Origin of the sequence: Streptomyces sp. NBC_00104 (genome assembly GCF_045160825.1) — a bacterium.
GTDB lineage: Bacteria > Actinomycetota > Actinomycetes > Streptomycetales > Streptomycetaceae > Streptomyces.
The window spans coordinates 7633553-7659918 of record NZ_CP108215.1; the positions used below are offsets into that span (position 1 = coordinate 7633553).

At 71.6% G+C, this 26366-nt stretch carries 22 protein-coding genes; 10 read left to right on the plus strand and 12 right to left on the minus strand.

Annotated elements, in window-relative coordinates; all coding sequences use genetic code 11:
- The first annotated feature begins 30 nt into the window (after window positions 1-30).
- The 3 genes from OG272_RS33700 to OG272_RS33710 all read left to right on the plus strand — a co-directional run bounded on the left by OG272_RS33700 (window position 31) and on the right by OG272_RS33710 (window position 4304).
- Window positions 31-879 carry a 3-hydroxyacyl-CoA dehydrogenase family protein gene (locus OG272_RS33700; protein WP_326577383.1) on the plus strand — a complete coding sequence of 283 codons (849 nt, stop codon included), beginning with the start codon at window positions 31-33 and terminating at the stop codon, window positions 877-879.
- Window positions 880-1063: 184 nt separating this feature from the next.
- A complete protein-coding gene (locus tag OG272_RS33705) occupies window positions 1064-1387 on the plus strand; it encodes an STAS domain-containing protein (RefSeq protein WP_033526497.1) in 324 nt (107 codons plus the stop codon).
- A 331-nt stretch (window positions 1388-1718) separates the two neighbouring features.
- On the plus strand, window positions 1719-4304 hold the full coding sequence (locus tag OG272_RS33710; RefSeq protein WP_405895418.1) for an ATP-binding protein: 2586 nt from the start codon (window positions 1719-1721) through the stop codon (window positions 4302-4304).
- Between the two features lie 87 nt (window positions 4305-4391).
- On the opposite strand, the gene nucS is transcribed toward OG272_RS33710, so the two are convergent.
- The gene (nucS, locus tag OG272_RS33715; protein ID WP_326577376.1) at window positions 4392-5063 is read right to left on the minus strand and encodes an endonuclease NucS; all 672 of its coding nucleotides are present in this window, start codon (window positions 5061-5063) and stop codon (window positions 4392-4394) included.
- 394 nt (window positions 5064-5457) lie between these two features.
- Between nucS and OG272_RS33720 the strand changes: the two genes are divergently transcribed.
- On the plus strand, window positions 5458-5850 hold the full coding sequence (locus OG272_RS33720; protein ID WP_005480204.1) for an SCO5389 family protein: 393 nt from the start codon (window positions 5458-5460) through the stop codon (window positions 5848-5850).
- Between the two features lie 79 nt (window positions 5851-5929).
- Here the strand turns inward: OG272_RS33720 and OG272_RS33725 are convergent, their stop codons facing one another.
- Complete coding sequence (locus OG272_RS33725) at window positions 5930-6958, minus strand: LLM class flavin-dependent oxidoreductase (RefSeq protein ID WP_327727784.1); 1029 nt, start codon at window positions 6956-6958, stop codon at window positions 5930-5932.
- 221 nt (window positions 6959-7179) lie between these two features.
- On the opposite strand from OG272_RS33725, the gene OG272_RS33730 reads away from it, so the two are divergent.
- Entirely contained in the window at window positions 7180-7530 is a 351-nt protein-coding gene (locus OG272_RS33730) for an ATP/GTP-binding protein (RefSeq protein ID WP_326577368.1), read from the plus strand.
- A gap of 17 nt (window positions 7531-7547) precedes the next feature.
- Here the strand turns inward: OG272_RS33730 and OG272_RS33735 are convergent, their stop codons facing one another.
- The 7 genes from OG272_RS33735 to mce form a co-directional block, all read right to left on the minus strand.
- Window positions 7548-8414, minus strand: coding sequence for an ABC transporter permease subunit (locus OG272_RS33735; RefSeq protein WP_327727783.1), 867 nt, complete (start codon window positions 8412-8414; stop codon window positions 7548-7550).
- Window positions 8411-9679 carry an ABC transporter ATP-binding protein gene (locus tag OG272_RS33740; RefSeq protein ID WP_327727782.1) on the minus strand — a complete coding sequence of 423 codons (1269 nt, stop codon included), beginning with the start codon at window positions 9677-9679 and terminating at the stop codon, window positions 8411-8413. The genes OG272_RS33735 and OG272_RS33740 overlap by 4 nt, the downstream gene beginning before the upstream one ends.
- Before the next feature lie 209 nt (window positions 9680-9888).
- A complete protein-coding gene (locus tag OG272_RS33745; RefSeq protein ID WP_326577361.1) occupies window positions 9889-10659 on the minus strand; it encodes an ABC transporter permease in 771 nt (256 codons plus the stop codon).
- Between the two features lie 2 nt (window positions 10660-10661).
- Window positions 10662-11630 carry an ATP-binding cassette domain-containing protein gene (locus tag OG272_RS33750; protein WP_327727781.1) on the minus strand — a complete coding sequence of 323 codons (969 nt, stop codon included), beginning with the start codon at window positions 11628-11630 and terminating at the stop codon, window positions 10662-10664.
- Window positions 11631-11864: 234 nt separating this feature from the next.
- Complete coding sequence (locus OG272_RS33755; protein ID WP_326577357.1) at window positions 11865-12803, minus strand: cellulose-binding protein; 939 nt, start codon at window positions 12801-12803, stop codon at window positions 11865-11867.
- Window positions 12804-13039: 236 nt separating this feature from the next.
- Entirely contained in the window at window positions 13040-16891 is a 3852-nt protein-coding gene (gene scy, locus OG272_RS33760; RefSeq protein WP_327727780.1) for a polarized growth protein Scy, read from the minus strand.
- Between the two features lie 276 nt (window positions 16892-17167).
- On the minus strand, window positions 17168-17608 hold the full coding sequence (gene mce / locus OG272_RS33765) for a methylmalonyl-CoA epimerase (protein WP_326577353.1): 441 nt from the start codon (window positions 17606-17608) through the stop codon (window positions 17168-17170).
- 148 nt (window positions 17609-17756) lie between these two features.
- Here mce and OG272_RS33770 point away from each other — a divergent pair, with 148 nt between their 5' ends.
- The 3 genes from OG272_RS33770 to OG272_RS33780 all read left to right on the plus strand — a co-directional run bounded on the left by OG272_RS33770 (window position 17757) and on the right by OG272_RS33780 (window position 21587).
- On the plus strand, window positions 17757-18959 hold the full coding sequence (locus OG272_RS33770; protein WP_326577351.1) for an acetyl-CoA C-acetyltransferase: 1203 nt from the start codon (window positions 17757-17759) through the stop codon (window positions 18957-18959).
- A gap of 45 nt (window positions 18960-19004) precedes the next feature.
- Window positions 19005-19961: a methylmalonyl Co-A mutase-associated GTPase MeaB gene (meaB, locus tag OG272_RS33775; protein ID WP_326577349.1), complete on the plus strand. Its 957-nt coding sequence runs from the start codon at window positions 19005-19007 to the stop codon at window positions 19959-19961.
- 348 nt (window positions 19962-20309) lie between these two features.
- Window positions 20310-21587 carry an MFS transporter gene (locus OG272_RS33780; RefSeq protein WP_405895419.1) on the plus strand — a complete coding sequence of 426 codons (1278 nt, stop codon included), beginning with the start codon at window positions 20310-20312 and terminating at the stop codon, window positions 21585-21587.
- A gap of 251 nt (window positions 21588-21838) precedes the next feature.
- On the opposite strand, the gene OG272_RS33785 is transcribed toward OG272_RS33780, so the two are convergent.
- Window positions 21839-22543 carry a PepSY domain-containing protein gene (locus OG272_RS33785; RefSeq protein WP_327727779.1) on the minus strand — a complete coding sequence of 235 codons (705 nt, stop codon included), beginning with the start codon at window positions 22541-22543 and terminating at the stop codon, window positions 21839-21841.
- 172 nt (window positions 22544-22715) lie between these two features.
- Here OG272_RS33785 and OG272_RS33790 point away from each other — a divergent pair, with 172 nt between their 5' ends.
- Both OG272_RS33790 and OG272_RS33795 read left to right on the plus strand, forming a co-directional pair.
- The gene (locus tag OG272_RS33790; protein ID WP_327727778.1) at window positions 22716-23384 is read left to right on the plus strand and encodes a response regulator transcription factor; all 669 of its coding nucleotides are present in this window, start codon (window positions 22716-22718) and stop codon (window positions 23382-23384) included.
- Window positions 23381-24805 (plus strand): HAMP domain-containing sensor histidine kinase, encoded by a 1425-nt coding sequence (locus tag OG272_RS33795; protein WP_327727777.1) that lies wholly within the window; start codon window positions 23381-23383, stop codon window positions 24803-24805. The genes OG272_RS33790 and OG272_RS33795 overlap by 4 nt, the downstream gene beginning before the upstream one ends.
- 149 nt (window positions 24806-24954) lie before the next feature.
- Here OG272_RS33795 and OG272_RS33800 read toward each other — a convergent pair whose 3' ends face one another.
- Together OG272_RS33800 and OG272_RS33805 are read right to left on the minus strand one after the other, a co-directional pair.
- Window positions 24955-25431, minus strand: coding sequence for a MarR family transcriptional regulator (locus OG272_RS33800; protein ID WP_326577339.1), 477 nt, complete (start codon window positions 25429-25431; stop codon window positions 24955-24957).
- 137 nt (window positions 25432-25568) lie between these two features.
- Window positions 25569-26366, minus strand: a complete 798-nt coding sequence (locus tag OG272_RS33805; protein ID WP_327732116.1) for an AIM24 family protein — start codon at window positions 26364-26366, stop codon at window positions 25569-25571.

Here is a 26366-nt window from a genome sequence, read left to right on the forward strand (position 1 = left end):
ATCGACAGCGCGTACCAGGGGAGTCGCACAGTGGCACGGAAGCTCGCCGTCATCGGAGCCGGACTCATGGGGTCCGGCATCGCCCAGGTGTCCGCGCAGGCGGGCTGGGACGTCGTCCTGCGCGACGTCACCGACGAGGCGCTGAACCGTGGCATCGGCGGCATCACGGCGTCGTACGACAAGTTCGTGAGCAAGGGGAAGTTGGCGGCCGAGGACGCCGAGGCGGCGCTGGGGCGGATCACCGCCACCACGGACCTCGACGCGGCGGCCGACGCGGACATCGTCGTCGAGGCCGTGTTCGAGAAGCTCGAAGTGAAGCACGAGATCTTCCGGGCGCTCGACAAGGTCGTCCGCGAGGACACCGTGCTCGCCTCGAACACCTCCGCCATCCCGATCACCAAGATCGCGGCGGCCACCGAGCGGCCCGAGCGGGTCGTCGGGGTGCACTTCTTCTCGCCGGTGCCGATGATGCAGCTGTGCGAACTGGTGCGGGGCTACAAGACGAGTGACGAGACGCTCGCCACCGCACGGCAGTTCGCCGAGTCGGTCGGCAAGACCTGCATCGTCGTCAACCGCGACGTCGCCGGTTTCGTGACCACCCGGCTCATCTCCGCCCTCGTCGTCGAGGCCGCGAAGCTGTACGAGTCGGGCGTCGCGACGGCCGAGGACATCGACCTCGCCTGCAAGCTGGGCTTCGGTCACGCGATGGGACCGCTGGCCACGGCCGACCTGACGGGCGTCGACATCCTGCTGCACGCCACGAGCAACATCTACACCGAGTCCCAGGACGAGAAGTTCGCTCCTCCGGAGCTGATGCGCCGGATGGTTGACGCCGGTGACATCGGACGCAAGAGCGGGCAGGGCTTCTACGCCTACTGACGTCGGCATGCGCGTCACGGGCGGCACTTCCCACGCATGTGAACGCATGAGCCTCTCCGGCCTCACCCCTTGAGGTGAATTCGGTATCGGTTCGCTCACAGACGGCAACCTGGCGGTGTCAAACACCGTCAGACGTTGCATCACCCACATCACGGAGTACGAGACGCACTCACGGGGAGCGCTTATGTACATCAGGGGCGACCACGCCGAGCTGGTCGTCGGGGGCCGCCTCGACGTACGCAGCGCGGCGGACGCCCGTACGGTCCTGCACTCGGCCGTCGACGACGGAGCCGGCGACCTGGTGCTCGACCTGTCAGAGCTGGACTCCTGGGACGCCACCGGACTCGGGGTGATCATGGGAGCCCACCGGCGGGCGGGACGGTGCGGACGGCGGCTGGTGCTGCGCGATGTGCCACCGCAGATGCAGCGACTGCTCGTGGCGACACGGCTGCACCGCATCCTGGCGATCGAGGGCGGCATCGGTCTGGAGTCACTGCCCCGCGTGTGAACGCGTGTACGGGCCCGTACGTATGGGTCGGTGTGCGCGGGACACCCGGTCGGCATGACCTCTCCGGTCGGCATGGGACCTTGAGGGCTTCGGCATGGGGACCATGAGGACTATGGGGGCGAAACGCACCACGCTCGCAATCCTCACGAGACTGTGATGTCTCGGACGGCGCGGGACCCCGGACTGTCGGAGATACTGTGCGAAGGTTTAGGGTTCGGCTGCCCGCTGCCAGCTACCCTCGAGCGGGTTCCGGACCAGAAGCGACAGCGCGGTGTGCGGCAAGGCCGGGAGGGGCTCCAGCACACGAGACGCTTTTGGGGGGCTAGAACCGATGGACCCGAACAACCGGGGACCCGAAGAGTACGGCCACGACGACGGACAGGCGCAGAGCAAGCGTCCACCACGTGACGCGCTGACGCAGGACTTCGACCGGCACGCCCCGGCACTCGCCCGCACCGTCCAGCTCGTCTCGGGCGACTTCCTGCTCACCGTCAACCCCGTCGACGGCAGCGAGATAGAGAACTGCCCGCCCGGCGAACTGCCTGGTCCGCCCGTGAAGCACCCGCCCGCCGAGCGCGCCGCGATCGACCGCGCCGCCCGGCCGCCGGTGCCCCCGGGCCCCTCGCTGCCCAGGCTGCCCCTGCTCCAGCGCGACGAGGAGAGGGAGCGGCTCGTACGGCTCCTCGCGCGCGGCCGCTCCGTCCGGCTCACCGGCGCCCCCGGCTCCGGCCGCACCACGCTCCTCGACGCGGTCGCCGAGGACTGCGCGGAGCTGGCACCCGACGGCGTCGTCCGGCTGAGCGGCTTCCGGCGCACGGTCGACGACCTGCTGTACGAACTGTTCGCAGCCGTGTACAGCACACCGCTGTTCCGGCCCGCGCGTCAGCAGATCCTCGACATCGTGCGGGACATCGGCGCGGTCGTCGTCCTGGACGACCTGGAGTTCGGCGGAATCGCGCTCGACGAACTGCTCGACGCCACCCCCGAGTGCGCCTTCCTGATCGGTGCCACCCCCGACGTCCCGCTGCCGTCCGCCGACGCGCCCCTGGAGGAGATCGTGCTCGGCGGCCTCGACCGGGCCGGCAGCGAGCGGCTGCTGGAGCGTGCCGTCGGGCGGGTGCTCACCGAGGACGAGTCGAACTGGGCCGGTGACCTCTGGTTCGAGTCCGAGGGACTGCCGCTGCGCTTCACCCAGGCCGGGGCGCTGCTCAGGCAGCGGGACCGGCAGCGGGCCGGTGCGGACGCCGTGGACGAGTTCGGGGTCTTCCAGGACGCGCCGTCACTGGTCGACGCGTCGTTCGGGCCGGCCACGGACGAGCACGACATCCCCCTGCCGTCGCTCGCCGAGGGAGCCGCGCCCGCCGCGCTGCTGGCGTCCCGGCTGAGCGCCTCGGCCCGCGAGACCCTCAGGTTCGCGGTCGCGCTCGGCGGCGAGGTCCCGCACCAGGCACACCTGCCCGCCCTCGTGGGCGACACCCACGCCGACGCGGCCCTCGGCGAGCTGGTCGGCTGCGCGCTGGTGACACCTGTCGGTGCCCGCCACCGGCTCGCCGCCGGAGTGCGGACCCAGCTGGAGGCCGCCGGGTACGCCGACGACGCCGAGACGCGTGCCCGCACCGCCGCCCAGCACTACGCCTGGTGGGCCGGGCACCCGTCGGTCACCCCCGAGCGGGTCTCGGCCGAGGCGGACGCCGTCCTGGCCGCCCTCACCGCGCTCGTGCCCACGACCGCCCCCGTCGGCGAGGACGAGGAGAGCGCCGCCGTGGTGCTGGCCCGGCAGGCGGCGCCGGCGTTCGCCGCGGGGCTGCGCTGGAGCGCCTGGGAGCGGGCGCTCCGGGCCGGCGCGGAGGCGGCCGGCCTCGTCGGCGAGACCGGCGAGCAGGCCTACTTCCACCATGAGCTGGGTGTCCTCGCGCTCTGCTCAGGGCACCTGGAGCGGGCCCGCGCCGACCTGGAGGCGTCGATCGGGCTGCGCAACGTCCTCGCCGACAAGCGCGGCACCGTCGCCGGCCGCAGGGCCCTCGCCCTGGTCGCCGACCGCTCCGGGGCGACACCGCCCGGTGGGCGCACGGCGGCGGGGGAGGAGGTGCCGGACGCCCGGCACGAGGAGTCGGCCCCACCGCCCGGGGGCGTGCCGTCCGCGTACACGCCGACGGGCTTCGGCGCGGTCGGCTTCGGGGCGACGGGCTCGGGATCGGCGGCCGCGAACGCGGGTCAGGCCGTGCCGACCTCGACCAGCGAATCGACGCTCGTCACACAGCGGCCCGGCGGGTCGCCCGCGCACAAGCTCAGCGGCCTCAAGAGCCTCGTCGGCGGCGCCCGGCGCAACGTGGTCGCCGCGGGTGCGGGTGCGCTGCTCGCCGCCGTCCTGGGCACCGTCGTGACGCTCGGCGCGACCTCCGACGGCAACGGCGACACTCCGGCCGAGCGGGTCGGCGTCAATCCCTCCGCCAGCGAGGGCGTCGACGACGGCGGACTCGTCGCGGACCGCCCCAAGACCGGCGACGACGACAACGCCCCGGGCACCCTGCCCGAACCCACCGACCCCGGCGCCGACGGCACGTACGGCACGTCGGACGACCCGACACCCACGGACAGCGCGGGGCCGACGGACGACCCGAGCGGTACGGAGGGGCCGACGGGCAAGCCGACGACGTCCCCGACGAAGAACTCCCCGAAGCCGACGCCGTCCGACAGCGAGGACGAGTCGGGGTCGCCCACCCCGACGCCGACACCCACGCCGACGCCGACTCCGACACCCACCCCGACACCGACCGGGGGAGGGACGGAGGACCCGCCGCCACCGGACGGCACGAACAGCGCCAGTGCGTCGACCTCCGGTGGGCCCGTCGAGTCCAGCAGCGCGGCAGGGGCCCCGGCGACCACCGCCGACTCCCCGAGCGGGACGGTGGCCTGAGGTTCCGTCCAGCCCGTTCGACGCCCTCCGTCCGACACGAGAGGGCCGGGTCCGTTCCTCGGACCCGGCCCTCTTTCGTGGAAAGGCTCAGAACAGCCGGAGCTTGTCGTCCTCGATGCCGCGCAGGGCGTTGTAGTCGAGGACCGCGCAGCCGATGCCGCGGTCGGTGGCGAGGACGCGGGCCTGGGGCTTGATCTCCTGGGCGGCGAAGATGCCGCGGACCGGCGCGAGGTGGGGGTCGCGGTTCAACAGCTCCAGGTAGCGCGTGAGTTGCTCGACGCCGTCGATCTCACCGCGCCGCTTGATCTCGACCGCGACGGTCTTGCCCTCGGCGTCCCGGCACAGGATGTCGACGGGGCCGATGGCGGTCATGTACTCACGGCGGATGAGGGTGTACCCCTCGCCGAGGGTCTCGATGCGGTCGGCGAGCAGCTCCTGCAGGTGTGCCTCGACGCCGTCCTTGATCAGGCCGGGGTCGACGCCCAGTTCGTGCGAGGAGTCGTGGAGGACCTCCTCCATCGTGATGATGAGCTTCTCGCCCGCCTTGTTGATGACGGTCCAGACGCCCTCCTCGTCCCCGGAACCCTCCTTCAGGGTGCAGGGCGGCGACATCCAGTTGAGGGGCTTGTAGGCCCGGTCGTCCGCGTGGATCGAGACGCTGCCGTCCGCCTTCACCAGGATCAGGCGGGGAGCCGAGGGGAGATGGGCGGTGAGCCGGCCCGCGTAGTCGACGGAGCAGCGGGCAATGACGAGACGCATGGTCGGCAACGCTACTCGACGCCGACGGGTGCGCGCGATTCGACCGCCGGAAGTGCCCCGGCCGGGAGCCCGTCCGCGGTCGGCGCGTCCCGCCGGGAACCGTTCGACTGCTCGCGAGCACCGCGCGGTGACTGTCGCCCTCCGTCACGTTCCCCGAGCCCCTCAGGGACGCCTCCGTCGTCCCCCGGCATGTGCCGCTGTCAACTCCCGTTCGGCATTGGCTGATTGTGTGCGTCGGACACCGAGTCGGTGCGCGCAATCTCCTGGTGCGGTCACGTTCGGTTGCTTACCGTAGAAACTGGAGGTCGCGAAGCGTGCACTCTGCGTGTTCGCGGACCGATCTCCGGCCTTGTCCGTCAACCCCTGTTGTTGTGGGGGTGCGAGAGGAGAACCCATGTCGCTCGACGTCTCACCGGCCCTACTCGAACAGGCCGAGCGAGGCGAGGTCGACGAAGCCGCCTTCGTCGACTGCGTCCGGACCTCCCTGCCCTACGCGTGGGAGATGATCAGCTCCCTGGTGGCCCAGCTGAAGGTCGACGGCGGAGAGTTCGCCGACAACCAGACGCCCCCGCCGGACGAGCAGGCACGCGGACAACTGCTGCGCGCGCTCGCCAGCGACGCGATTCGCGGCGCGCTGCAGCGGCACTTCGGTGTCCGGCTGGCCTTCCAGAACTGCCACCGTGTGGCGGTGTTCCCTCTGGACCCGTCCGTGGACGACAGGCTGGCCCGCTTCACCTCGATCCGCGGCCAACTCCTCAACCAGTCCCCGGAACTCCGGGACTGCTGAGAACGTGACGCAGTACAGCTTGCCGCTCCCACCGCGGGAGGTGCATCGGTAACCGGGGCGGCAAGCTCCCCGCAGTGGCTCAGCCGAGGTGAGGCAGCACCTCGGCACCGAGTCGCCGTACGTTCTCCTCCGTCGCCGACAGGTCGCCGGAGCCCTCGACGAGCAGGGCGAAGCGGGAGATGCCCGTCCGTTCACTGGTCGCCGCGAGCCGGTCGGCGCACAGCCGCGGGGGCCCCACCGGGTGGAGCCCGCAGAGCAGTTCGGTGTACGCGAGCGGGTCCCGCATGGCGCGGGCGCGGCCGTCGACGGTCACATGCGCGTCGAGGCCCTGCTTCAGCCAGCCCGGCATCGCCTTGGTGAGTGCCTCCACGGCGTCGGTGCGCCGGTCCGCGATCTGGCAGACACCGGCCGAGACGTGGGCCGCGCCGGAGATCTCCTCCGGCGAACGGCCCGCCGCCCGGGCGTACGTGCGCCACAGCGCGACCATGTCGGCCTTCTCCTCGTCCCCGACGTGCATCCCGAGAAGCATCGACAGCCCCCGCTCGGCGGCCAGCCGTACGCTCGCCGGCGAGGTGCAGGCGACGACGACCTCCGGCCCCGGCGTCTCGTCCAGGTCCTCGGCGGGCCTGGGGACGACGGGGACCTCACGGAAGCTGAATCGTTCCCCCGAGGCGGACACCGAGGGTTCGCGCAGCCAGCGCACCAGCAGATCGAGTGATTCCGGGAACCCCTTCTCGTACGCCTCGAGGCCGGCGCCGAACACCTCCAGGTCGACCCACGGTCCGCCGCGCCCGACGCCCAGCGAGAAGCGTCCGCCGGACGTCACATGCAGCAGTGCGGCCTGTTCGCCCAGGGCCACGGGGTGGACGGTGGGCAGCACGCTGACCGCCGTGCCGACGCGGATGCGCCGGGTTCGCCCCAGCAGTAACGCGGCGAGGGTGATCGCCGACGGGCATGTGCCGTACGGCACGAAATGGTGCTCGGCCAGCCAGACCGCGTCCAGCCCGGCCTCGTCGGCCACTTCGGCGGTCCGGACCGCCCGGTGGAGCGCCTCCCCCTGGCCCTGGCCGGGGAATTGGGCTCCCAGTACAAATGTTCCTACGTGCATCGCTCTTCCTGCTTCCTCGGCTCCGACTCGGGAGCTCCCCCACCGGCATAACCGTGTGACACGTGCCGAAGACACGGCCTCGCGGCGAGATTTGCGGATTGTCTGCAGAATGCGGCGGACGGAGGGCGATCTGAGGGGATTGGTGAGGTACGCATACCCCCACCGGGCGCGCGTAGGCTGGACGCCAACCCTGCTCCCTGTATAGCCCCGTGAGGTGTCCCGTGTCCCCGCGTCGCAACCGCCCCAAGGACCATGCCTCGTCGGGTCTGTCCGGTCCGTCGGGCCGCAGCGCGGAGGAGGACCGGTCGGACCGGTACGGCGGCTGGCAGACCAGCGAGCCCTGGCGGGGCGAGGAGTGGAGCGTGCGCCATGTGGCGGGCGCGAGCGCCGCGGGCAAGACCTATCGCTGCCCCGGCTGCGACCAGATGATCCCCTCCGGGGTGCCGCACCTCGTCGCCTGGCCCGAGCACTCGGGCGTCGACGAGCGCCGGCACTGGCACAAGGCCTGCTGGAACGCGAAGGACCGCCGCACCTCGCGGGTGCAGCGGTCCCGTAACGCACCGAGGTTCTGAACCTCATCGGCCCCCGGTCACACGTCCCGCTGCTCCAGCAGGGCGTACGCGCCGACGAACGCGGCGGCCACCAGCCCGAGCATGATCCACAGCGGGTCCCAGCCGGACGGGCCCGACTGGCTGAGCTCCGAGCCGTAGAACACGCTGAGCTGGCTCGGGATCGAGTACTCCAGCAGGAACTCCTGCACGTCCTTCAGCGACTCCGAGAACATGAAGATCGCGATGACCAGCGGCGCGAGGAACACCCCGAGCATGAGGGTGATCGCGCCCGCCGAGTGCCGGATGAGCGAGCCCATCAGCAGCGCCAGCAGTCCGAACAGCGCGAGGAAGAGGCTCACGCCGACGGTCGCCTTGAACCACTCGTCGGCGTCGGGGCTGGTGGCGCCGTTGCCCTCCAGGATCGCCACCGTGGCGAAGCTGACGAACGCGGTGGACACCAGGGTGACCGTGAACGCGAGCCCGAAGAACACGATCGCCTTCGCGGCCAGGACCCGGCCGCGGCTCGGGCACGCGGTCATCGTGGTCCGGATCATCCCCGTGCCGTACTCGGAGGCCGTGGTCAGCACCCCGAGCGTGAGGATGCAGACGCTGCCGATCATCAGCCCGAACATGCCCAGGCCCAGCGGGGACTCGCCGTTCAGTTCCATGTCCGTGGAGGCGGCGATCATGGCGAAGAGCAGACCGAGGCCGATCACCAGGACGACGAAGACGCCCAGCGTCCACATCGTCGAGCGGACCGACTTGATCTTCGTCCACTCGGAGGAGATCGCGTGCCCGAGGTGGGTGCGCACCACCGGGATCGGCGAGGTGTACGAAGTGCCCGGAGCCCCCTGCCAGTTGGGGGCGGGCGGCTGCTGGGCGAGGGGTGGCTGGGGCGTGCTCATCGGGCGTCCTCGGACTTCGTCAGGTCGGCGGCGGGCGCGGCCGCGGGGGCGGGCTGTGCGGGGGCCGGCGCGGCGGAGGGCTGCGCGGGGGCCTGGGGCGCGGCCTGGGCGTACGGGTTCGGCTGCGGCTGACCCGGAGCCGGAGCGGGCGCGGCGGCGGGCGCCGGAGCCCCGTACGGCCCGGCCGGCGGCGGACCCTGCGGCACGGGCTGGCCCTGCGGCGCGTACGGCTGGCCGCCCTGCTGCGGCGCCGGCGGGGCGTACCAGCCCGGCTGGCCCTGTCCGGGCACCGGCATGGGCGGCTGCGCGCCGGGCGGCAGGGGCTGCTGGAAACCGGCCTTCTGGTCGGTCGTCGAGCGGTAGTCGACGGCGCCCTGCGTCATCCGCATGTACGCCTCCTCCAGCGACGCCTGGTGCGGCGACAGCTCCCACAGGCGTACGTCGGCGCCGTGCGCGAGGTCGCTGATGCGGGGGAGCGGCAGACCCATGACGCGCAGCGCGCCGTCCTGCTCGGGCAGCACCTGGCCGCCCGCCTCGGTCAGCGCGGCCGTCAGCTTCTCGCGCTGCTGCGGCTCGGTGTCCGGTGTCCGGACCCGCGCGAAGTCGGCGGAGTTCGCCGAGATGAAGTCCTTGATGCTCATGTCGGAGAGCAGCTGCCCGCGCCCGATCACGATGAGGTGGTCGGCGGTCAGCGCCATCTCGCTCATCAGGTGCGAGGAGACGAAGACCGTACGGCCCTCGGCGGCGAGCGCCTTCATCAGGTTGCGGACCCAGAGGATGCCCTCGGGGTCGAGGCCGTTGACCGGCTCGTCGAAGAGCAGCACCTGGGGGTCGCCGAGCAGGGCGGCGGCGATGCCGAGCCGCTGGCCCATACCGAGCGAGAAGCCCTTGGAGCGCTTTTTGGCCACATCCTGGAGGCCGACGACGCCCAGCACCTCGTCCACCCGGCGGGCCGGGATGCCCGACAGCTGCGCCAGCGACAGCAGGTGGTTGCGGGCGTGCCGGCCACCGTGCACCGCCTTGGCGTCGAGGAGCGCACCGACCTGGCGGGCCGCGTTCGGCAGCTTGCGGTACGGATAGCCGCCGATCGTCACCTGCCCGGAGGTGGGATTGTCCAGGCCGAGGATCATGCGCATCGTCGTCGACTTGCCCGAGCCGTTGGGCCCCAGGAAGCCGGTGACGGCCCCCGGCCGCACCTGGAAGGAAAGGTTGTACACGGCCGTCTTGGCGCCATAGCGCTTCGTCAGGCCGACTGCCTCGATCATGCTCCGCACCCATCGAACGGTTGAGGACGTCTCAGGACGTCGGGGCACACGCCCCCGTAAGGGTTAGGAGCCTATCGGGGCGTTGACGGTTCCGCCCAAGAGGAAGTAAAACCACGCAGGTCACCGGGGCATCGGTTTGGCATGTACGTAACTGCTGGTCAGGCCTCTGGTCGTGGGCCACGACCATCTGCCACGTCCGCCCGGCACGGTCACGCGTCACGCTCCTTCAACATCAGACAGCCTCCGAGCAGGGCCGCCGCCACCCACAGCGCCATGATGGCGAGGCCGCCCCAGGGCCCGTACGGCGTGTCGTCGTCGACCGGGGTGACCACCTGCATGATCTTGCTGCCGGCCTGGTCGGGCAGATACCGGCCGATCTTCTCGGTGGCGTCGACATTGCCCAGGATGTTGGAGATCAGGAAGAAGAAGGGCATCAGGATGCCGAGCGACAGCATCGGGCTGCGCAGCATCGCGGCGACGCCCATCGAGAACATGGCGATGAGGGTCATGTAGAGCCCGCCCCCGAAGACCGCGCGCAGGACGCCCGGATCGCCGATCTCGGCCCGGTGCGAGCCGAGCATGGCCTGTCCCAGGAAGAAGGCCACGAAACTGGTCGCGAGGCCCACCACGAAGGCGAGGGCGGTGGCCACCGCGATCTTGCTGAAGAGGAAGGTGCCCCGCTGCGGCACGGCGGCCAGCGAGGTCCGGATCATGCCGGTGCTGTACTCGTTCGACACCACCAGCACCCCGAACACGATCATCGCCAGCTGTCCGAGGGTCATTCCCGCGAAGCTGATGAACGTCGGGTCGAACGAGAGCCGGTCCGCGCGGCTCAGACGGTCGAACTCGTGCTTCGACAACAGCGAGATCAGCACGCCCAGGGCGATCGTGACGACCCCGGCCAGTGACAGCGTCCACACCGTGGACGCCACCGAACGGATCTTGGTCCACTCCGAGCGGACGACCTGGGTGGCGGCCACGGTCAGCCCTCCCGCTTCGAGCCGCCGCCCCAGCCGGGGACGGGGGCCGGGTTCGCCACCGGCGTGCCGTCGTGCGCGTGGTACTCCACCGACTCGGCCGTCAGTCGCATGAACGCCTCCTCCAGCGAGGCCTGTTGGGGACTCAGCTCGTGCAGGACGATCTGATGCCGGGCCGCCAGCTCGCCGATCTGTTCCGGTTTCGCGCCGTCCGCCTCCAGCGCTCCGTCGCCCGTCTCCACGACCATGACGCCGATGGCGTGCAGTGAGTCGAGCAGCTGTTCCCGCTGCGGGGTGCGGATCCGTACGTACGACCGTGAGTTCTGCTGGATGAACTCCGCCATCGAGGTGTCGGCGAGCAGCCTGCCCTGCCCGATGACCACGAGATGGTCGGCGGTCAGCGCCATCTCGCTCATCAGATGCGACGACACGAAGACGGTCCGGCCCTGCGCCGCGAGGGACTTCATCAGATTCCGGATCCAGTGGATGCCTTCGGGATCGAGCCCGTTGACCGGCTCGTCGAACATGAGAATCCGTGGATCCCCGAGCAGCGCGCCGGCGATGCCGAGCCGCTGGCCCATGCCCAGGGAGAACCCCTTCGCCTTCTTCCCGGCGACCGACGTCAGTCCGACCGTGTCCAGCACCTCGTGCACCCGCGCCCTGGGGACGCCGTTGCTCTGCGCGAGACAGAGGAGGTGATGGAAGGCGCTCCGGCCGCCGTGCACGGCCTTGGCGTCCAACAGCGCGCCGATGTACGTGAGCGGGTCCCTGAGGCGGTCGTAATGCGTCCCGTCGATCCGTACGTCCCCCGCCGTCGGCCGGTCCAGCCCCAGAATCATCCGCATCGTCGTCGATTTCCCGGCCCCGTTCGGCCCGAGAAACCCGGTCACGATCCCGGGCCGCACAGCGAAGGTGAGGTTATTGACCGCGACCTTCTCGCCGTACCGCTTGGTCAGCCCGTCGAGCTCGATCATGCGGCCACGCTAGAACGGGCACCGGGTGCCTGCCACCGGAGTGCGCCGAGGCCACTCCGGCCCCGTCAGGGGCGCGGGAAACCGCGCCACCAGCCGCGTACTGGTGGCAGCCGCGATACGACGGGTACCCCCGAGCCCACCCCCGCCCCCGGAACACCGAAGGCCCGCGCCCCCCGAGGGGAGACGCGGGCCCTGCTTGCCTCTTCCGGCTGGTGCCGCCGTCCGGCAAAGGTGTTACCGGGACTGCTGCGCCGGAACCCCACGCGAGATCGGCTCGTCGTCCGTGACCGGCGTGCTGGCCGCGGCCACCGCGGCACCCGTGAGGGTCGCCAGCATTTCGCGCACGTTGGTGAGCTGGGCGTTGATCGAGTCGCGGCGGTTGGTGAGCGCGGCGAGCTCGCGCTCGGATTCCGAACGGATCCGGTCCGCCTTGGCGTTCGCGTCCGCGACGATGTCCTCGGCCTGACGCTGCGCGGTCTCCACCGTCTGGCGGGCGCGGCGCTCGGCGTCGGTGCGCAGCTTCTCGGCCTCCAGGCGGAGCTGCTCCGCGCGGTGCTCGATCTCCGCGAGACGCTTCTCGGCCTTCTGCTGACGCGACGCCAGGTCCCGCTCGGACTGCTCACGGCGCTTGGCGAGGTTCGTCTCGAAGTCGGCGGCGGCCTGCGCGGCCTTCGCGCGGGTCTCCTCGAAGAGGGCGTCCGCCTCCTCGCGCTTGGACTGCGCGTCCTTCTGCGCCTCCTGACGCAGCTGCGAGGCGTCGCTCTTGGCCTTCTCGACGATCCGGACGCCCTCGTCCTCCGCCTTGGCCTTGCGGTCCGCGGCGAACGACTCGGCGTCGTTGCGTACCTGCTGGGCCGCCGACTCGGCGAGCTCGCGGTGCTGCTCGGAAGCGCGACGGGCCTCCTCGCGCAGGTCCTTCGCCTCCTCCTCGGCGAGGCGGAGGATCTTCTCGACGCGTGCGCCGAGACCCGCGTACGACGGCTCCGCGTCGGTTACCTGGGCCTGGGCGTTCTGCGTTTCGAGGTGGAGCTCCTCGATGCGCTTTTCCAGAGCGGTGATGCGGGCGAGAGCGGAGTCACGGTCGGAGACGAGCTTGGAGATACGTTCGTCCACCTGAGCGCGGTCGTATCCACGCCGCACAAGCTCGAAGCCGTAGGGGGAAGTGTCGCTCATGGGGTTCCTGTCGAATGAGACCGGTGAGGTGATAGGTGGAATCCTAGGGGGCGAAGCGGCGTGTCATCGAGCAGATGCACGTTTGATCTGGAGAATGACACCCCTTTTGAGTGGCCGACCATCGGAATACTTGCCAGAAACTTTGCATAAAGGCCCTGGCAAGCACAGAACGAGCACAAATTGATCTCTTTAGCGCTGGGGCGGTGCGGGAAGATACCCGCAACGCTCCGGCACCGCTAGCCGTCTGACGGCTTACCACCCGAACGAGTCGCACCCGCCGCGGCACCCGTCTTGACTCCACCGTCCTTGCCACTCGACGGGGCCTCAAAAGACTCCAACGCCACCAGGACGTCCTGGACACGGGAAATCTCCGCATTGATGTCCTCGCGGCGCCGGACCAGCACCTCCAGCTCGCGCTTGCCCTCCTCGACCGTGCGGCGGGCCTCGCGGATCGCCTCGGCCTTCAGCTCCTCGGCCTCACGGACGAGCGTGGACTTCTTCTGCTCGGCCTCCTTCAGGAGACCCTCGGCCTTCTTCACCGCGGCGATACGGACCTTGCCCGCCTCGGAGTTCGCCTCGGAAACGATCTCCTTGGCCTTCGACGTCGCCTTCTCCAGCTGCTCCTCGGCGGCCTTGATGAGCGCGTCACAACGGTCGCCCGTCGATTTCATCGTCTCGGCGGCCTCGCGGCGGGCCCGCGTGTGCAGCGCCTCGATCTCGGCCGTGATGCGGTCGCGCAGCTCCTCCGCCCGCTCCCTGATGGCGGTCGCGTCCCGGCGCGCGCCGACCAGCAGCTCGTCGGCGTCCGTGCGGGCCTTCTCCACCGTGGAGTTCCCCTCGACGGTCGCCTCCGCGACCAGCCGGTCGGCCTCCTTGCGGGCCGCGCCGACCATGGAGTCGGCCTGCCCCTCGGCGTCCGCGGTGGTCTGCAGCGCCTGCGTCTGCGCCTCGGTGAGCAGCTTGTCGGCCTCGGCCGCCGTCTCCGAGATGAGCTTGTCGACCTGCTCGGCCGCCTCGGAGCGCCGCTTGTTGGCGTCCTTGCGGGCCTCGTCGAGGGTGTTGTCGGCCTCCTCGCGGGCGTGCGCCATGAGCCGGTCGGCCTCCGCCTCCGCCTCGGCCCGCGCGCGCTCGGCGTCGGCCCGTACCCGCTCGGCGTGCTGCCGCGCGGAGCCCACCGTCTCGGCGGCCTCGGCCCGCAGCCGCTCGGCCTCGTCGGTGGCCTCGCCGATCAACCGGTCGGCCTTGGCGACGGACTCGGCCCGTACCCGCTCGGCCTCCTCGTTGGTCTCCCGCGTCAGCCGCTCCGCCTCGGCCGTCACCTCGGTGATGAGGGTGTCCGCCTGGGTGGCCGCGTCCGAACGGATGCGGTTGGCGTCCTCGCGTGCCTCCGCCCGGGTGCGCGAGGCGTCCTGGTCGGCCCGCGCGACGGTGTCCGAGGCCTCCGTGCGGACCCGCTGGGCGTGCTCGGAGGCGTCCGAACGCACCCGCTCCGCGTCGGTGATGGCCTCCGCGACCGTGCGCTCGGCGAGCGCCTTGGCGGCGTCCGTCTCGTCCCGTGCCTCACGGCGGAGCCGGTTGGCGTCCTCGGTGGCTCGCTCCCGCTCCGCGTAGGCGTCGGCGCGGACCCGGTCGGACTCCTCCTCGGCCTCCCTGCGCATCCGGTCCGCCACGTGCTCGGCCGTGTTGCGCAGCCCGGCGATCTCCTCCTGGGCCTGCTCGTGCAGCCCGGCGACGGACTCCCGCACCTGCTGGGCGTGCTGCTCGGCCGCCGACACCATCTCGCCGGCGCGCCGCTCGGACTCCTCGACCAGTCGTACGGCCTCGGCCTGGGCCTCCTCCACGCGCTTGCGCGCCGAGGCCAGCAGCTCCTCGCTCTGCTCGCGGGCCCGCCGGCGCTCCTGGTCGGCCTCCTGCCGGGCCGCGCCGAGCAGTTCCTCGGCCTCGCGGCGGCGCCGGGTGGCCTCCTCCTGCGCGGCGGCCAGCGTCTCCGAGGCCTCCGTGGCGAGCCGCTCGGCGGCGGCCTGCGCCTCCGCCCGTACCCGGTCGGCGGTGTCCTGCGCCTCGGACTTCAGCCGCTCCGCCTCGGCCGCGGCCTCGGACCGCAGCCGTACGGCGATGGCCTCGCCCTCGGCGCGGGAGGCGGACGCGTCCGACGCGGCCTCGTCCCGCAGCCGCTCGGCCTCGGCCTCGGCCTGCGCCTGGAGCGTACGGATGCGCTCGGCGGCCTCGGAGCGCAGCCGGTCGCTCTCCTCGCCGGCCTCGCGGCGGATCCGCTCGGCCTCGGCGCGGGCGTCGGCGAGGGACTCCTCGGCGGAGGCCAGACGGGCCTCGGCCTCGGTGTGCAGCCGGGCCAGCTCCTCGGCGGCCTCGGCCTTGCGGGCCTCCACGCCGCGCTCGGTCTCCTCGCGCAGCTCACGGGCGGCGAGCTCGGCCTCGGCCTTCAGCTCCTCGGTCTGCTCGGCGGCCTCGGCGCGGTACCGCTCGGCCTCCTTGCGGGTGCGGTCCAGCGTCTCCTCGGCCTGGCGGCGCAGCGTCGAAGCGCGTTCGATGGCCTCGGTGCGGACCTTCTCGCTGTCCGCGGTGGCCGTCTGCCGCAGCTCGTCCGCGTCCGTGCGCGCCTTGGCGAGCAGCTCCTCGGCGGTCTTGGCCGCCTCCTCGATCTGCTGGACGGCCTCGCGGCGGGCCTCGGAGCGGATCCGCTCGCCCTCGGCGACCGCGTCGGAGCGCAGCTGCTCGGCCTCGCCGCGCAGCCGGCGCGCCTCCTCCTGCAGCTCGACCGTCTTGGCGCGGTACTCCTTGGTGTCGTCCTTCGCCGTGCCCTTGAGCTGTTCGGCGAGGTCGTGCGCCTCGGCGCGCAGCCGGTCCGCCTCGGCCTCGGCCTCGGCGCGGATGCGCTCGGCCTCCTCGGTGGCGGCCTTGGTGGTGTTCCTGGCCTCCTCGGACGCCTTGTTCAGCACGTCCTCGGCGGTCTTGGCCGTCTTGGCGAGCTGGGAGGCGGACTCCTCCGCGGTGATCGAGCGGGCCTTCTCGGAGGCCTCGGCGACGATCTTCTCGGCCTGGGCCTTGGCGTCGGCGACGGCTTCCTCGGCGGCCGCCTTGGTGGCCTCGGCCTCCTTCGTGGCCTCCGTGACCAGCCGGGCGACCTGCTCCTTGGCCGTACGCGTGCGCTGCTCGTTGGTCGACTCGGCGCCGGCGACGGCCTTGGCCGCGGTCTCCCTCGCCTCCGTGACCAGCTTCTCGGCCTCGGCGCGCGCCTCGCGGAGCGCCGCCTCGGCCTCGGTCATGCGCTGCTCCGCGGTCCGGCTCAGCTCGGAGGCCTGGCGGCGGGCGGAGTCCGACTCGGTCGCGGTGGAGGAGCGCAACTGCTCGGCGTGCTCGGTGGCCTCCTGGGCCTGTGTCGACGCCGCGTTCAGCAGCCGCTCGGCCTCGGCGCGGGCCCGGCGCAGGATCTGGTCGGCCTCGCCGCGGGCGGCCTCCGAGTCGCTCTGGAGCCGCTGGCGGGCCTCGGTGGCGAGCCGCTCGGCCTCGGCGCGGGCGGCGGCCAGCGCCTGCTCGGCCTCGGCGCGGGACTCGTCGACGAGCCGACGGGCCTGGGACTCGCTGCGGGCGCGGAGCTGCTCGGCCCACGCCACGTTCTCGTTGACGTGCGACTCGACCGTCTGGCGGCGCTCCGACAGCTCCTGGTCGAGCTGCTGGCGACGGGTGACCGCCTCCTGGTGCAGCTCCGCCTGGAGACGGGCCGCCTGCTCGGCGTGCTCCTGCAGGATCCGCTGGGTCTGCGCCCGGGCCTGGCTCAGCTCGCGCTCGGCGTCCGCGCGCAGTTGGTCGGCCTGCATCTGGGCCTGGCGGAGCATCTGCTCGGCCTGGTACCCGAGGTCGCCCCCGCTGTCGTAGGCGGGCCGGGACATGAGGGTGCGGCGCGCCTCGTGCAGCTTGGCGCGCAGCACCTCGACCTGGTAGCCGAGGTCCTCGGCGTGCTGGATCGCCTTTTCCCGCTCGGTCTTCAGCCGCTCCATCTCGGCCTCGAACCGAGAGAGGTGGTCGACGTCAGCCGCCGGCTCTCGCTCCTGGCGTTCGTAGCCCCGCACTGCGCGGTCCCATCCGTCCCCTGGTCGCAACCTCTGGCAAACGAGCTCCGTCCAACCGCCGAACGGGGCCCCCGGGGAATGGTGTCAGATCAACGGCGGAGCACGGGCTGCCGCCCTCACCCTCGTCCCCCGAAACCTGGACCCCGGCCCTGGGGCAGCCGCTGATGGATCTCCGCGGTGCCCCTGGATCCCGCTCCTCGGAAGGCGACGGGATCCGGGCCGTCCCCCTCGAAGGCGACGGCCGACCCCAACCCTACCGGCCCATATGTACGGGGGTCAGTGCTCAGGTGACTCAACTGGCGCCGAAGTGACCAGTTCTGTCAGTACGCCGTGGCAATCCTTGGGGTGCAGAAACGTGATGCGTGACCCCATGGAACCGACTCGCGGCTCCTCGTACAGGACGCGTACGCCCTTGTCCTTGATCGCGGCGGACTCGCCGTCCACATCCGCCGTACCGAAGGCGATGTGGTGGACCCCCTCGCCGTTCTTGGCCAGCCACTTCGCGACGGTGGAGTCCTCGCGGGTGGGCTCCAGAAGCTGCAGGTAGGAGGCACCGCCGTCGTCCGTGCTGTTGATCTTGAGCATGGCCTCGCGCACGCCCTGCTCCTCGTTGACCTCGGAGTGGTACACCTCGAAGCCGTAGGTGGCCCGGTAGAACTCGACGGTCTTGTCGAGGTCGAAACAGGCGATCCCGATGTGGTCGATTCGCGTCAGCATGGTGTCAGTGCAGCGCGCCGCGAGTGGTTACGCAACGTGCCAGCGATCACACCGACAGCCCGGTGACGGCACGGAGTGCCACTCAGTACATTCGAAGTAAACCCTCGTTCACTCCTCGGCTGTGCAAGCTGGAAGGGGATCGCACCTCATGACTGGATCCAACGGCAGGACCTCGGTGATCGTCGCCGGAGCCCGGACGCCCATGGGACGGCTGCTCGGTTCGCTGAAGTCCTTCTCCGGAGCCGACCTCGGTGGCTTCGCGATCAAGGCCGCCCTCGACCGTGCGGGGATCGGTGGCGACCAGGTGCAGTACGTGATCATGGGCCAGGTGCTCCAGGCCGGGGCGGGGCAGATCCCGGCGCGCCAGGCAGCGGTCAAGGCGGGCATCCCGATGAACGTGCCCGCGCTCACGATCAACAAGGTCTGTCTCTCGGGCCTCGACGCCATCGCGCTGGCCGACCAGCTGATCCGCGCCGGCGAGTTCGACGTGGTCGTGGCGGGCGGCCAGGAGTCCATGACCAACGCCCCCCACCTGCTCCCGAAGTCCCGTGAGGGCTACAAGTACGGGGCGATCCAGATGCTCGACGCCATGGCGCACGACGGGCTGACGGACGCCTTCGAGAACATCGCCATGGGCGAGTCCACCGAGAAGCACAACACGCGCCTCGGCATCCTGCGCCCCGAGCAGGACGAGATCGCCGCCCTGTCCCACCAGCGGGCGGCCGCCGCCCAGAAGAACGGCCTCTTCGACGCCGAGATCACGCCGGTGGAGATCCCGCAGCGCAAGGGTGAACCGGTCGTTTTCAGCCAGGACGAGGGCATCCGCGGCGAGACGACCGCCGAGTCGCTGGGCAAGCTGCGGCCGGCCTTCGCCAAGGACGGCACGATCACGGCCGGCTCCGCGTCGCAGATCTCCGACGGCGCCGCCGCCGTGGTCGTCATGAGCAAGGCCAAGGCGGAGGAGCTGGGCCTCACGTGGCTCGCCGAGATCGGCGCCCACGGGAACGTGGCCGGACCGGACAACTCCCTGCAGTCGCAGCCGTCGAACGCGATCGAGCACGCCCTGAAGAAGGACGGCCTGGCGGTCGCCGATCTCGACCTCATCGAGATCAACGAGGCCTTCGCCGCGGTCGCCGTGCAGTCAATGAAGGACCTCGGCGTGTCCCCGGAAAAGGTGAATGTCAACGGTGGTGCGATCGCTCTCGGGCACCCCATCGGCATGTCCGGCGCCCGTCTCGTCCTCCACCTCGCCCTGGAGCTGAAGCGGCGCGGCGGCGGGGTCGGCGCGGCCGCGCTGTGCGGTGGCGGCGGGCAGGGTGACGCGCTGATCGTGCGGGTACCCAAGGCCTGAGGCCCTCGGTACCCAGGTGTACGTGCTACTCGGAACGGAGCTGTGATGCAGGACGTCCCCACGCTGGTGGCACAGGCCAGGGAAGGGCGGCCCCGGGCCGTCGCCCGGCTGATCTCCCTGGTGGAGGGGGCGTCCCCGCAGCTCCGCGAGGTCATGGCGGCGCTGGCCCCGCTCACCGGCGGGGCCTACGTCGTCGGCCTCACCGGCTCGCCCGGCGTGGGCAAGTCCACGTCCACGTCGGCGCTGGTGACCGCGTACCGGAAGGCCGGGAAGCGGGTCGGGGTGCTGGCGGTGGATCCGTCGTCGCCCTTCAGCGGCGGTGCCCTGCTCGGCGACCGGGTCCGGATGTCGGAGCACGCCTCCGACCCCGGCGTGTACATCCGTTCGATGGCGACACGTGGACACCTGGGCGGCCTGGCGTGGGCGGCCCCGCAGGCGATCCGGGTGCTCGATGCCGCCGGGTGCGACGTCGTGCTGGTCGAGACGGTCGGTGTCGGCCAGTCGGAGGTGGAGATCGCCTCCCAGGCGGACACGTCCGTGGTGCTGCTGGCGCCCGGCATGGGGGACGGCATCCAGGCGGCCAAGGCCGGGATCCTGGAGATCGGCGACGTCTACGTCGTCAACAAGGCGGACCGGGACGGCGCCGACGCGACCGCGCGCGAGCTGAACCACATGCTGGGGCTGGGCGAGTCCCGTGGCCCCGGTGACTGGCGGCCGCCGATCGTCAAGACGGTCGCCGCGCGGGCGGAGGGCATCGGCGAGGTCGTGGAGGCGCTGGAGAAGCATCGGGCGTGGATGGAGGAGCGGGGGGTCCTCGCGGAGCGGCGCCGCTCCCGGGCCGCGCATGAGGTCGAGGCCATCGCGGTCACCGCGCTGCGGGAGCGGATCGGGGACCTGCACGGCGACCGCCGGCTGTCGGCTCTCGCCGAGCGGATCGTGGCGGGGGAGCTGGATCCGTATCGGGCGGCGGACGAACTGGTGGCGGGGTTGACGGAGGGCTGAGCCGGGCTTTTCCTCGCCCCCGCCGCCCCTACCCGTCCCCTCCCCGGGACTCCGCCCCGGACCCCGTTCGCGCAGTTCCCCGCGCCCCTTTTCAGGGGCGCGGGGAACTGCGGGCCAAGCCCCCACCCGCCCGCAGCCGAACAACTCACCTGAGCCGGGGTCGAAGGGGCGGCAGCCCCCGGGGATGGGACGGGTAGGGGCGGCGGGGGCGAAATCCCTTTGTGGGCTGCTAAGTTGGCCGTATGTTCCCTCACTGTGCGTAAAGGGCGGGCGGCCTCGCAGGCGACGTGTGGTCGGCGCGCGGGGCATCGGCGTCCCCCTTTCGCCTCCAGGTGAGGAACCTTTCGCATGTCCGCGACCTCTTCGCGGCCGTCGTACGCCGCGGTGCTCCGCATCCCGTACGCCCGCCGCACCTTCGCCGCCGTACTCGTCGGCCGGCTCTCCTACGGCATGGTGCCGGTCGCCGTGCTGCTCGCCGTGACCCGTGCGACGGGGTCGTACGCCGTCGCCGGCACGGTCATGGCCCTGTTCGGGGCCACCAGTGTCTTCCTGTCGCCCGTGCGGGCGGCGCTCGTCGACCGGTACGGCCCCCGCCGGGCGCTGCCGCCGATGGCCTCGCTGTACGCCGTGCTCCTCGGCGTGCTGGCGGTGGCGAGCTGGCGGCCGGGGGTGTCGGGGCCGGTGCTGGGCGCGGTCGCGGTCGTCGCGGGGGCCTGTACGCCGCCGCTCGGGCCGACGATGCGCACGGTGTGGAGCGAACTCGCCGCCGACCGGGGGCTGTTGCGGCGCGCGTACAGCCTCGACGGCGTCGCGGAGGAACTGCTGTTCGTGTCGGGGCCGTTGGTGGTGGGCGGGGTGGTGCAGTTCGCCGCTCCGGCGGCCGCCGTGGCCATGGGGGCCGTGCTGGTGGTGGCGGGCACCTTCGCGTTCGTGACCTCTCCGGCCGTGGTCCGGATGCGGGGGCAGGGCGCGGTGCCGAAGGAGCGCGGGGGTCCGTGGGCGCCCCGCGTGGTGGCCGGGCTCGTGCCGCCCGTCGTCGCGGCCGGCGGGGTCGGGCTGTCGCTCGGGGCGCTCGACCTGCTGGTGCTGGCCTTCGCCGAGCAGCGGGGGCACGGGGACGACGTCGTGGCCTGGATCTTCGCCGCACTGTCCGCCGGGAGCGCGGTGGGCGGTCTGGTGTACGGCGCGGTCGAGTGGCGCTCCGGTGCCCGCGTACGGCTGTCGCTGCTGACGGCGGGGCTGGGCCTCGCCCTCGCCGGTGCCGGGCTCGCCCCGGACCTCGTCACCCTCACCGCCGCCATCGCCTGTGCGGGCCTCTTCGTCGCGCCGGCCCTGACCACCGCGTATCTCGTCGCCGACGCCTCCGCCCCGCCCGCCGCCCGCACCCGGTCCGGCGCCTGGGTCAACACCGCCGTGAACGCGGGCGTTTCGGCGGGAGCGGCCGTCTCGGGTCTCCTGGTCGCCCACTTCTCGCCGGCCCTCGGCTTCGCCCTCGCGGGCGGCACGGCCCTGCTCGCGGCGACGGCCGTGGGGGCGGGGAAGCGGCGGGGCCGTCCGGCGGCGCGGGAGGAGAGTGGGATGGAGCGGGAGGAGAGTGCGGTGGAGCGGGTCGGCGAACTGCGGTGAGCGGGTTCCGGACGACCCGTGCAGGGCCCTGAAACGCCGGTAGGGGCACCCGGTGTCGGGTGCCCCTACCTGTGGGGGAGGAAGGCTCTCACCTCCGGGGGAGTCGAGGTGTCGGCCTTCCGGTGTGGAAGGAGGAGTCGGTCTCCCGGGGGTGGGGGGAGGGAGACGTGGTCCTCCTGGAGGGCGACGGCCGGCCGAGGGGGATCGGCGGCGTCACTCCTGCCGGTGGCTCGTGTGGGCCCGCGCGGACGTCAGTCCTCCGAGCGGTCGGCGGTGACCTTGCCGGAGTCGGGGTTCACCCTCCAGTCGCTGCCGGTGCCGTCGGCGGCGGTGGTGTCGACCTCCCAGGCCTTGTCCCTGCTCTCCTCGTCGAGGTCGACGGAGGTGACCGTGCCCTTGTCGGCGGCGGCCTCGGCGGCCTCCGCGGCGGTCACGGAGCCGCCCTTCAGCGCGGCCCGGATCTGCTCGGTCTCGGCGGCGTCGTCACCGTCGTCGTCCCGGTCGGCGTGCGAGCCGAGGACCTTGCCGGTGCCGGGGTCGACCTGGACGCTGAACCACTTGCCGCCGTCGGTCAGGACGTCGACGTCCCAGACCAGGTTCGTGCCCTCGTCGTCGAGATCGGCGGAGACCGCCGTGCCGGTCTTCTGCTTCAGCGCCGTCCTGATCGCGTCGGCGGCCGTGACCTGACCGGCCTTCGCCTCGGCGGCGTTCTCGGCCTTGTCCTCGGCGTCCTCGCCCGTGTCGCGGGCGGCCTTGTCCTCGGCCCGGTCCTCGGCCTTGTCCTGTGCCGAGTCGTCGGTGTCGTTGACGTCGTCGCGGTCGTTGCCGTCGTTCGACACCGTCACGGACTTCTTCGTCGGCGCCTCCTCGTCACCCGAGACCGCGATGGCGGTCGCGGTGCCGCCGCCGATCAGGGCGACGGCCGTGATGGTGGCGATGACGATGTTGCGCTTCATGGTTTTCCTCCAGAATGCGACTGGTCGCAACCAGTAACGGATGAAGTCGCCGGTTGCAGCTGGCTTGTTCGGCCTCGTCTGCTTCGACGGGAACCAATCTGGCCGACCGACGCTGAAGCGGACCTGAAGCCCCCTGAAGACCGCTTCAGGTTCGGTTTGCCAAGCTGAGCGCATGCGCCTGTTGATCGTGGAAGATGAGAAGCGGCTCGCGGTGTCGCTGGCCAAGGGGCTGACGGCCGAGGGATACGCCGTGGACGTCGTCCACGACGGGATCGACGGCCTGCACCGGGCGAGCGAGGGGTCGTACGACCTCGTGATCCTCGACATCATGCTGCCCGGCATGAACGGCTACCGCGTGTGCGGCGCCCTGCGCGCCGCCGGGCACGACGTGCCGATCCTGATGCTCACCGCGAAGGACGGCGAGTACGACGAGGCCGAGGGCCTCGACACGGGCGCCGACGACTATCTGACCAAGCCCTTCTCGTACGTCGTCCTCGTGGCCCGGGTCAAGGCGCTGCTGCGGCGGCGCGGTCCGTCGGGCGGTGCCTCGCCCGTGCACGAGGTCGGCGATCTGTTGGTCGACACCGCCGCCCGGCGCGTGTTCGTCGCCGAGGACGAGATCACCCTCACCACCAAGGAGTTCTCCGTCCTGGAGCAGCTCGTGATGAGAGCCGGTGAGGTCGTGTCCAAGGCCGACATCCTGGAGCACGTCTGGGACTTCGCCTACGACGGCGACCCGAACATCGTCGAGGTCTACATAAGCGCCCTGCGCCGCAAGCTCGGCTCCCCGCTCATCAAGACCGTACGCGGGGCCGGATACAGACTGGAGGCCCGCCCGTGAAGCGCCGTCTCGGCTCGGTGAGGGCGCGCGCCACCCTGGCCGCGACCGTCGTCGTCGCCGTCGCCCTGGTCGCCGCGGGCGCCGCCGTGCTGCTCTCGCTGCGGTTCACCCTCACCGACAAGGCGGACGCGGAGGCCGACTCCGTGGCCCGCAACGCCGCCTCGGCGCTGGCGAACGGGTTCGCCTACGACGAGCTGAGGCTGCCGGACGGCGACGAGAACCCCGTCGAGGTCCTGGACCGGAACGAGAAGCCCGTCGTCGTCGGCGAGGACGTCGAGGGCATGGACGTGACCGCCGTCGACTCGGACCGGCTGAACTCCGAGACCAACGACGACGTCGACGACCGAGCGGAGGGCGACCGGGACGCGGAGGACGCGGACACGCTCGGTGCCGCCGACGTCGCCGACGAGACCTGGTACGGCGAGGGCACCGCCACCGTCGAGGGGGTGACGGCGGACTACCGGTTCGCCGGGGTCGAGGTGGTCACGCCGGCCGGCGTGCCGCTCACCGTCTACGCGGGCGCCCCGCTCTCCACCGAAGAGGACGCCGTCGGCACCGCGTTGACGACCATGCTCATCGGCCTGCCGCTCCTGCTGCTGACGGTCGGCGGAGTGACGTACTTCGTCACCAAGCGGGCTCTGCGCCCCGTCGAGGGCATCCGTTCCGAGATGGCGGCCATCACCGCCTCCGAGGATCTCTCCCGACGCGTCCCCGAGCCGGACACGCACGACGAGATCGCCCGGCTGGCCCGGACGACGAACGAGACGCTGGCCGCGCTGGAGACGTCGGTGGAGCGGCAGCGCGCGTTCGTCGCGGACGCCTCGCACGAGCTGCGCAGCCCGATCGCGTCGCTGCGGACCCAGCTCGAAGTGGGCGCGGCGCATCCGGAGTTGCTGGATCTGGAGGGCGCCGTCGAGGACACCGTACGGCTGCAGAGCCTCGCCGCCGACCTGCTGCTGCTCGCCCGCCTGGACGCGGGGGAGCGGCCGCCGCCCGACGCGCGGTTCGACCTGGCGAAGGTCGTACGGCAAGAGGTGGCGTCCCGGGACGGCGTGACCCTGGACGGCGTCGAGTCCGTGGAGCTGCGCGGCTCGCGCAACCAGGTCTGCCGGGTCCTCGGCAACCTCCTGGACAACGCCCGCCGCCATGCCCAGGACCGGGTCGCCGTCACCCTGCGCACCACCCCGGACTGGGCGATCCTCCAGGTTGTCGACGACGGTTCGGGCGTCCCCCGGGCCGACCGCGAACGCGTCTTCGAACGCTTCGTCCGCCTCGACGAGTCCCGGGCGAGGGACGACGGCGGCGCGGGCCTGGGCCTCGCCATCGCCCGGGACATCGCCGTACGCCATGGAGGCACGTTGACGGTCGACGACGCCCCCGGCGGAGGCGCCCTCTTCGAACTGAGGTTGCCACGCGTGTGAGGGCGCCGGGAAACCGCCGTTTCCACCAGGGGCGCGGGGCTGTATTGATGTGCGGATCCGCCGCGTGGGCGCGACCAGCCACGACGATCCCGCAGCCGCGAGCCGTCCCACAGTCCCCCGGCGCTGAATCGGCGAACCGCAGCGGAGCGCTACGGTTTGCCGCGGTGGCTCCGGAGGTGCTCCGCGATCGGCGTCAGCGACTTGTGCAGCTCCTCCAGCGCCTCCTCCGGCAGCAGATCGATGAAGTGCCGCCGGACGGAGGCGACATGATGGGGCGCCACCCGCTGCATCGTCTCCATGCCGTGCTCCGTGAGCACGGCGAACAGCCCGCGCCGGTCGGACTCGCAGTTCTCCCGGCGCACCAGGTCCCCGTTCTCCATGCGGGTGATCTGGTGCGAGAGGCGGCTCTTGGACTGGAGTGTGGCGGCGGCGAGGTCGCTCATCCGCATCCGGTGGCCCTCCGACTCGGAGAGGTTCACCAGGATCTCGTAGTCGTTCATTGTCAGGCCGAACGGCTGCAGATCCCTTTCGAGCTGGTGCGTCAGCAGCCTGTTGACGTCCAGATGGGTGCGCCAGGCGCACTGCTCCGCATCGGTCAGCCAGCGCGTGGCCGTTTCGGTCTCCATGAATGAAGTCTACCTAAAAGGTTGAAAGGCGAACTAGTGAGGGTTCGGTGCTGCTGGTCGTACGGACAGGGCGGGTCTTACGGGGGTGGAGCATGACAACGCGCACACGTTCGATGTCACACTCCGCAGACTACCGCTCACAGCCCGAAGCGACGCTGGAGATCCCCCAGCTGTCCGGGAAGGCGCGGTGCGCCCGCCGGCTGTCCGTGGTGGCCCGGCACCCCGCCGCCGCCGGGTACGCCCGGCTCGTGCGGGACCATGCCCGTGGCCTGCTCGGCCATGAGGGTCTCGGAGGACTGGAGCAGGACCGTGCCCGCCCCGACGAACTCGAACTGGTGCTCCTCGCCGGAGGCGCCGCCCAGGCCTGTCATCGCACGTAGGCCGCCCATGAGGCCCGCCATGTAACCGTGGTCGTAGTGATGGCAGGGCGAGGGGCAGTCGGCCCATCCGACCAGGGCCTGCGGGTCGACCCGGATGGGGGGTTCCATGAACACCACCGGGCCGTTGGAGGCCGCCACGAACTTGCCCGTGCCGATCAGGGTCAGGAAGCCCGGGACGATCGACTGCTTCAGCGCGAGACTTGGCTGAAAAGCGAGGAGGTTGCCCGAGCGAATGGTCAGGTTGCCGTCTTCGAGGTCGTACGAATTGACGTCGAAGGCCCGGTCGGCGAGGAGCATCTTGCCGGAGCCCTCGGCCACGACCCAGTCGCTGGCGTGCAGAGGCGAATGGAACGACGTACGGACGAGACCGCCGAAACGGCCGTGCCCGATGCCGTTGAACTCCATCGAGCCGTAGTAGGCGATCATCTTGCCCTTCTGCAGGAACCACTGGCTCCCCTTGAGCTCCACGCAGAAGGTGTAGTTGTTGACGTTGTCGTCGGACGGCAGCGTCATCGGGTCGTGGACGGTCGGGCCGGCCACCGGGGCCCCGTACAT